This window comes from Streptomyces sp. NPDC006368, from assembly GCF_040612535.1.
Taxonomy (GTDB): Bacteria; Actinomycetota; Actinomycetes; order Streptomycetales; family Streptomycetaceae; genus Streptomyces.
Genome location: NZ_JBEXQK010000008.1, coordinates 184,988 through 191,690 on the forward strand (window position 1 = coordinate 184,988; position 6,703 = coordinate 191,690).

A 6,703-nucleotide genomic window follows, 5' to 3' on the forward strand; every position below is an offset into this window, starting at 1 on the left:
CGCACCCTGGCACGGCCGCCCCCGCCGGATCGAACCGGTTGTCAGACGCGCGGCTGCTGCTGCGTGATGCAGTGGATGCCGCCGCCGCCCGCGAAGATGGCGCGGGCGTCGACCAGCGTGACCGTGCGGTCGGGGAAGAGGCGGCGGAAGATGCCGGCCGCGATCTCGTCGCGCGGGTCGTCGAAGGCGCACAGCACCACGCCGCCGTTGCACAGGTAGTGGTTGATGTAGGAGTAGTCGACCCACTCGCCGTCCTCCTGGAGGACGGTCGGGGCCGGGACCTCGACGACCTCCAGGCGGCGGCCCCTGGCGTCCGTCTGCTTGCGCAGCAGGTCCACATTGGCCCTGCACAGCTCGTGGTCCGGGTGGGACGGGTCGGGCTGGGTGTGCGCGACGACGACGCCGGGGCGGGCGAAGGCGGCGACGATGTCGACGTGGCCGCGGGTGCCGTACATGCCGTAGTCGCCGGTCAGGCCGCGCGGCAGCCAGATCGCCCTGCTGGTGCCCAGCTTGGCGTGGATCTCCGCCTCGACCTGCTCGCGGGTCCACTCGGGGTTGCGCTCGGGGCCGAGCTGGACGGTGTCGGTGAGCAGGACCGTCCCCTCGCCGTCGACGTGGATGGCGCCGCCCTCGTTCACAAGAGGGCTGCTCAGTACCGGCACACCGGCCAGGTCGGCGACGTGGCGGGCGATCTTCGAGTCGTGCTCCCAGCGCGCCCAGTCCGCCGCGCCCCAGCCGTTGAACACCCAGTCCACGGCGGCCAGCCGTTCGCCGTCCGTGACGAAGGTGGGGCCGATGTCACGCATCCACGCGTCGTCCAGGTCCCGCTCCACGAGGTCGATGTCCGGGCCGAGGAGCTCACGGGCGGACGCCTCCTGGCCGGGGCCGTGGACCACGGTCACCGGCTCGAAGCGGCGTACGGCACGGGCGACGGACGCCCACGCGGCGCGGGCCTCGGCGAGCTCCCCGTCGCCGGTGAACGTGGGGTTGGGGCCCGGCCAGGCCATCCAGGTGCGCTCGTGCGGGGCCCATTCGGCGGGCATGCGGAAGGTACTCATGGGATGGGTGTCCTCAGAGGAAGTAGAGGCGGTTGAGGGAGACGGAGTCGGCCGGGTCGGAGCGGACCGGATCGCCGTCGAGCGTGACGAGGCCGGTGCGGGCGTCCACGGACACCTCCCCGATACGGGAGTTGAGGAGCAGGTCGGCGGGGCCGATGCCGCGCGTGGACCGCACCGCGACGCGGCGGCGGCGCGTCGGCATCAGGTCGGCGCCGAGCTGCGCCGCCGCGCCCGAGACGAACGCCACCGAGAGGTCGGCCGCCGTCGCGCCGTGCGCGCCGAACTGCGGGCCGAGCACGAGCGGTTCGCAGGTGTCGGTGGCGGCGTTCGGGTCGCCCACGACCCCGTACGCGGGGAAGCCCGACTTCAGGACGAGCTGCGGTTTCGCGCCGAAGAACTCCGGCCGCCACAGCACGATGTCGGCCAGCTTGCCGACCTCGATCGAGCCGACCTCGTGCGCGAGGCCGTGGGCGATCGCCGGGTTGATGGTCAGCTTGGCCATGTAGCGCAGGACGCGCGCGTTGTCGTCGCCGTCCCCGTCGCCCTCCAGCGGGCCCAGCTCGGCCTTCATCTTCCCGGCCATGGCGAAGGTCCGGCGTACGGTCTCGCCGGCCCTTCCCATGCCCTGCGCGTCCGACGACGTGATGCCGATCGCGCCGAGGTCGTGCAGGACGTCCTCCGCGCCCATCGTCCCTTCCCGGATCCGGTCGCGGGCCATGGCCTCGTCGCCGGGCAGGTCGGTCTTCAGGTCGTGTACGGAGACGATCATTCCGTAGTGCTCGGCGACCGCGTCCCGCCCGAAGGGGAGGGTGGGGTTGGTGGACGAGCCGATGACGTTCGGGACGCCCGCCATCTTCAGGACGTTCGGGACGTGGCCGCCGCCGCAGCCCTCGATGTGGAAGGCGTGGATGGTGCGCCCTTCGAGGACCTTGAGGGTGTCCTCGACCGACAGGCACTCGTTCAGGCCGTCGCTGTGCAGGGCGACCTGCACGTCGTGCTCCTCGGCCACCCGCAGCGCGGTGTCCAGGGCGCGGGTGTGGGCGCCCATGTCCTCGTGGACCTTGAAGCCGGAGGCGCCGCCCTCGGCGAGCGCCTCCACCAGCGGGGCCGCGTGCGAGGACGAGCCGCGTGCGAGGAAGCCGATGTTGACCGGCCAGGCGTCGAAGGCGTTGAACGCGTGGCGCAGCGCCCACGGTGAGTTGACGCCGACGCCCCACACCGGGCCGAACTCCTGGCCGATGATCGTCGTCACGCCGGAGGCGAGCGACGCCTCCATGATGCGCGGCGACAGCAGGTGGACATGGGTGTCGACGGCTCCGGCGGTGGCTATCAGGCCCTCGCCGGACACGATGGACGTGCCCGTGCCGACGACGACGTCGACGCCGTCGAGGGTGTCCGGGTTCCCGGCGCGGCCGATGGCGTGGACGCGGCCCTCGCGGATGCCGATGGACACCTTGCGGATGCCCTGCACGGCGTCGATCACCAGCACGTTGCTGATGACCACGTCGCACGTCTCGCGGACGGCGGCGGCCTTCAGGTGCAGTCCGTCGCGGGCCGTCTTGCCGAACCCGGCCAGGAACTCGTCGCCGGGCTTCTGCGAGTCCGACTCGACCCGGACCGTCAGGCCCGAGTCGCCGAGGCGGACCCGGTCGCCCGCGCGCGGGCCGTGGGCGGCGGCGTACTCGTACGGGGTGAGGCGGCGCGCTTCGGCGGGGTGGCCTCCGGGGCGGCTCATCGCTCGACCTCCCGCCCGGTCGTTTCCGGTACGCCGAGGTAGCCACAGGCGGCGGCGCGGCGCAGCGCCTCCTCGCGGGCGCCCGGCGCGTCCAGCGGCCCGTCGACCAGTCCGGCGAAGCCGATCGCGATCCGGTCGCCGCCGATCGGCACCAGCCCGACCTCCTCGCTCCCGCCCGGTCCGAAGCGCACGGACGATCCGGCGGGGACGGCGAGCCGCATGCCGTAGGCCCGGGCGCGGTCGAAGTCGAGCCGCGGGTTGGCCTCGAAGAAGTGGAAGTGCGAGGTCACGGAGACCGGCACGCTCGCGGTGTTGGTGACCCGCAGCCGCACCACGGGCTCCGGGTCGGAGTGCTCCGGCCCCGGCAGCAGCGCGCCCGGACCCTGCTCGCCCAGGCCTCCCCCCGCTCCACGGGGGGACCCCCAGCCGATGGGGTCGCCGACCACCGCGAGCCGGGAGCCGTCGTCGAACACGGCCTCCACGTGCACCTCGGTGACGACGTCCGCGACGCCCGGCAGGACGTCGTCGGGGCCGAGCACCGAACGGGCCGCCTCGATGGCCTCGGCGAGGCGTCGCCCGTCGCGGGCGGCCTCGCAGACGGTGTCCGCGATGAGGGCGGTCGCCTCCGGGACATTGAGCTTGAGGCCCCGCGCCCGGCGGGCCCGCGCGAGCTCGGCGGCGCCGAAGAGCAGCAGCCGGTCGCGTTCCGTGGGGGTCAGTCGCACGTCACCACACCTTCCTGTTTGAGCAACACTCTAACCACAAGATTTCCGGAACAGAAGCATTGACGTGCGCGGCCGGGCTACGTCACATTGAGCGTCGCTTGAGTTAGAGCGACACTCAAACGAAAGACGCAGCAGCCGACCCACCTGCGAGCAGGGAGCAGCGCATGCCGATCGAACAGCGCGGAGTCGACACCATCCCCGAGGCGGAACGCACCAGCGGACCGCGTGACCTCATCGCGATCCTGGTGGGATCGAACCTGTGCCTGGGCGTGATCGTCTTCGGCTGGCTACCGGTCTCCTTCGGCCTCGGCCTGTGGCCCGCGGTCACCTCGGTCGTCGTCGGCACGGTCGTCGGCGTGGCCGTCACGGCCCCGCTGGCGCTGGTCTCCCTGCGCACCGCGACCAACCTCTCCACCTCCAGCGGCGCCTTCTTCGGCGTCCGCGGACGGCTCGTCGGCTCGGTCGTCGGGCTGCTGCTGTCGCTCGGGTACACGGCGCTCACGCTGTGGATCGGCGGCGACGTGGTGATCGGCACCCTCGCGCGGCTGGCCGGACTGCCCACCGGCGGGGCGGCGCACGCCGCGGTGTACACGGTGCTCGCCGCCTGTACGGTCATCGGCGCGGTGTACGGCTACCGGCTGCTGCTGCGGCTGAGCAGGGCGCTCGCCGTCGGCATGACGCTGCTGCTGGCGCTGGGCATCGTCGCCTACGCGGGCGACTTCACGGCCGCGCCGCCGCCCGACACGCCGTACCTGCTGGGTTCCTTCTGGCCGACCTGGCTGCTGTCCGCCGTGGCGGCCGGGCTGAGCGGGCCGATCGCCTTCATCACGCTGCTCGGCGACTACACGCGCTACATCTCGCCCGAGCGGCACAGCGCGCGCTCCGTATGGCGGGCGACCTGCGTCGGCCTGGTCGCGGGCCTGCTGCTGCCACAGCTGTTCGGTACGTTCACGGCGCTGGCCGCGCGGGCGGGAGCGGACTACGCCGGCCCACTGGTCGCCGCCTCGCCCGCCTGGTACCTGGTGCCGCTGCTGCTCGCGGCGACCGCGGGCTCCGTCGGCAACGCGGGCCTGATGCTCTACTCGATGGGCCTCGACCTGGACGCGATCGTGCCGCGCGCCACGCGGACGGCGGCCACGCTGGTGGTGGCGGTCGTCGCCACGGCGTTCGTGTTCGCGGGCCACTTCGCGTGGGACGCCCGGTCGGCGATGACGTCCTTCGTACTGCTGCTGACGGCGATCGGCACGCCGTGGGCGGTGATCACGCTGATGGGGCACATCCGCTGCGGCGGCGCGTACGACCCGGAGGCGCTCCAGGTCTTCAACCGCCGGGCGCGGGGCGGCGTGTACTGGTTCCGCGCCGGGTGGGAACCGCGCGCGTCGGCCGCCTGGCTGGTGGGCGCGGCGGTGGGGCTGGCCGGCGTGTCGACCCCGCTGTACGAGGGTCCGCTGCCGGCGCTCACCGGTGGCGTCGACTGCGGCTTCATCCTGTCGGGCCTGGTGGGGGGTGTGGTGTACGCGGCGCTCATCGCGGGCACACGAGCACCGGTTCCGCCGTCGGCGCCGGCCCCGACCCCGGCCGCCACGCCGGAACCCGAGACCGCCGCGTCCTGACGCGCGGCGACGCGGGACGCCCGCGCCCCCGAGCGGGGGGCGCGGGCGTCCGTGCGTACACCGTGCCCGGACGCGTACACCGTCCTGGCGGCCGGGGGTCGGGGCCCGGGGGCCGTGGGGGGTCAGCCGACCTTGTGCGTCCAGCCGTGCGGGTCGTCCGCCGCGCCCGTCTGGATGTCCAGCAGCGCCTTGCGCAGCTTCAGCGTGACCTCGCCGGGCTCGCCGCCCGCCTGGGTCCACTCGCCCTTCTCCGACTTGACCCGGCCGACCGGCGTGATGACCGCCGCGGTGCCACAGGCGAAGACCTCGGTGAGCGTGCCGTTCTCCGAGTCGCGCTTCCACTGCTCGGTGGAGATACGGCCCTCCTGCGACTCGTACCCGAGGTCGCGGGCGAGCCGCAGGAGCGAGTCACGGGTGATGCCGGCGAGGAGGGAACCGGTGAGCTCCGGGGTGACGATCTTGTCGCCGTACACGAAGTACAGGTTCATGCCGCCCATTTCCTCGACCCACTTGTGCTCCAGCGCGTCGAGCCAGACCACCTGGTCGCAGCCCTTCGCGGCGGCCTCGGCCTGGGCGAGCAGGGACGCGGCGTAGTTGCCGCCGGTCTTGGCGAAGCCCATGCCGCCGGGGACGGCGCGGACGTAGTTCTCCGAGAGCCAGACCGAGACGGGCTTCACGCCACCGGGGAAGTACGCGCCGGCCGGCGACGCGATGACGATGAACAGGTACTCGTTGGCCGGGCGGACACCCAGCCCGACCTCGTTGGCGATCATGAACGGGCGCAGGTACAGCGACTCCTCACCGCCGTGCGGCGGCACCCACGCCTGGTCCTGCTGGACGAGCGCGTCGCACGCGGCGACGAACGTCTCGACCGGCAACTCCGGCATGGCCAGACGCCTGGCCGAGAGCTGGAACCGCTCGGCGTTGGCCTCGGGCCGGAAGAGCGAGATCGAGCCGTCGGGGCGGCGGTAGGCCTTGAGGCCCTCGAAGATCTCCTGCGCGTAGTGCAGGGTCATGTTCGCCGGGTCGATCGAGAGCGGCGCGTACGGCGTGAGCTGCGCGTCGTGCCAGCCGCGCCCTTCCGTCCACTTGATCGTCACCATGTGGTCGGTGAAGTGGCGGCCGAATCCGGGGTTGGCCAGGATCGCCTCGCGCTCCGCGTCGGACAGCGGGTTCGAGGAGGGCTTGAGCTCGATCGTGGGCGTCGTCGTCATGAGTGCTTGTCCTTCACCGTTGTGTGTGACGGACCGCGCTCACGCCGCTACCACTGCCAGGACGTCCGAGCTTTCCCGCATGCCGCGGCCCCGCGTTCGATTATCGCCCGGCTGGGCGCGTGAAAGAAACGGGTGCCTGAACGGTGTGACGCGGTCCAGGGTTGATGGTGGCACCCGGGGCCGCACAGGAGAAGCCGCCGGGTGCGGATGCGACCCGGCGGCTGCTGAGATCTTCAGTGCTCAGTCGGCGGGTCAGCTCGCTACTCGTACCGCGAGCGCGTCGCCGATCTCGTCCGTGGTGCGGGGCGTCGAGGCGTCCCGGGCGGCCAGGTCCTGGGCCGCGGCCTCCTCGATACGC

The 6,703-nt window shown here is 72.7% G+C and carries 5 protein-coding genes and 1 pseudogene; 1 reads left to right on the plus strand and 5 read right to left on the minus strand.

All coding sequences use genetic code 11. The annotated features are described in order from the left end of the window. Positions 1–41 precede the first annotated feature (41 nt). Genes ABZZ38_RS09775 through ureA form a run of 3 tightly spaced genes read right to left on the minus strand, consistent with a single transcriptional unit; the run spans position 42 to position 3,518 of the window. On the minus strand, positions 42–1,058 hold the full coding sequence (locus ABZZ38_RS09775; RefSeq protein ID WP_356737570.1) for an agmatine deiminase family protein: 1,017 nt from the start codon (positions 1,056–1,058) through the stop codon (positions 42–44). A gap of 13 nt (positions 1,059–1,071) precedes the next feature. Next, entirely contained in the window at positions 1,072–2,793 is a 1,722-nt protein-coding gene (locus tag ABZZ38_RS09780; protein ID WP_356737572.1) for an urease subunit alpha, read from the minus strand. Continuing rightward, positions 2,790–3,518 (minus strand): urease subunit gamma, encoded by a 729-nt coding sequence (gene ureA / locus ABZZ38_RS09785; protein WP_356737574.1) that lies wholly within the window; start codon positions 3,516–3,518, stop codon positions 2,790–2,792. The genes ABZZ38_RS09780 and ureA overlap by 4 nt, the downstream gene beginning before the upstream one ends. Positions 3,519–3,682: 164 nt before the next feature. Between ureA and ABZZ38_RS09790 the strand changes: the two genes are divergently transcribed. After that, positions 3,683–5,131, plus strand: coding sequence for a cytosine permease (locus ABZZ38_RS09790; protein WP_356737576.1), 1,449 nt, complete (start codon positions 3,683–3,685; stop codon positions 5,129–5,131). Positions 5,132–5,253: 122 nt separating this feature from the next. On the opposite strand, the gene ABZZ38_RS09795 is transcribed toward ABZZ38_RS09790, so the two are convergent. Together ABZZ38_RS09795 and ABZZ38_RS09800 are read right to left on the minus strand one after the other, a co-directional pair. Then, entirely contained in the window at positions 5,254–6,345 is a 1,092-nt protein-coding gene (locus tag ABZZ38_RS09795) for a branched-chain amino acid aminotransferase (protein WP_356737578.1), read from the minus strand. A gap of 252 nt (positions 6,346–6,597) precedes the next feature. Then, a pseudogene (locus ABZZ38_RS09800) lies at positions 6,598–6,703 on the minus strand (3-isopropylmalate dehydrogenase); the annotation flags it as partial.